This window comes from Candidatus Symbiopectobacterium sp. NZEC135, from assembly GCF_025962695.1.
Map to the genome: position 1 here is coordinate 1 of NZ_JAGFPF010001179.1, position 672 is coordinate 672.

The following is a 672-nucleotide window of genomic DNA, read 5'->3' on the forward strand; positions in this document are numbered from 1 at the left end:
GTCAGTGAAGACCAATGTCACGTGGTTTTCCGTGCTGGTGCCCTGAATAAATTGTCCGGCTAATTCGTGCGCATTGAGATAGCCATCATTACCGGCAAAATTGGTGATATCAATTTCAGGTAAGGTTTTATCCATGATGGCACTGGCGCTGTCTTGCGCGGTGTTACCTGCGGCATCCGTCGCCGTCGCCACCACGGTGATTTTGCCTTCTGCCAGCGAACCTAAATTAATCGTGTTATGCCATTTGCCGTCAAAGACCGGCACACTGCTGACGGTGACTGACTTGCCGTTACTGTCGGTAAAGGTGAGATTGACGAAACGCTCGTTGCTCGTCCCCTCAATAAAGGTTCCACCCAACTCTTGCTGATTGATATATCCGTCGTTACCCGCAAATCCAGTGATATCTATCTCAGGGGCAGTCACGTCTAGCGCCGAGAGGGCCGTATCGTGTGCCTGATTACCGGCCGGGTCAGTGGCGGTGGCTTTGGCTTCCACCTTGCCCTCCGCCAGGCTGCTCAGATCCGCCGTGGTGCTCCACTTGCCGTCCACTACCGAGACATTTTTCACTTCAACGGTCTTGCCGTTGACGTCGGTAAACACCAGATCCACGGTTTTTTCGCTGCTGGTGCCACTGACCGGCGTGGCGGTGGACTCGCTGGTATTGATAAAGCC

Annotated in this window: 1 protein-coding gene; it reads right to left on the minus strand. The window is 53.9% G+C overall.

Annotated elements, in window-relative coordinates; all coding sequences use genetic code 11:
- Positions 1–672, minus strand: a 672-nt coding sequence (locus tag J5224_RS33190) for an Ig-like domain-containing protein (protein ID WP_264629153.1), incomplete at both ends; no start/stop codon positions are given.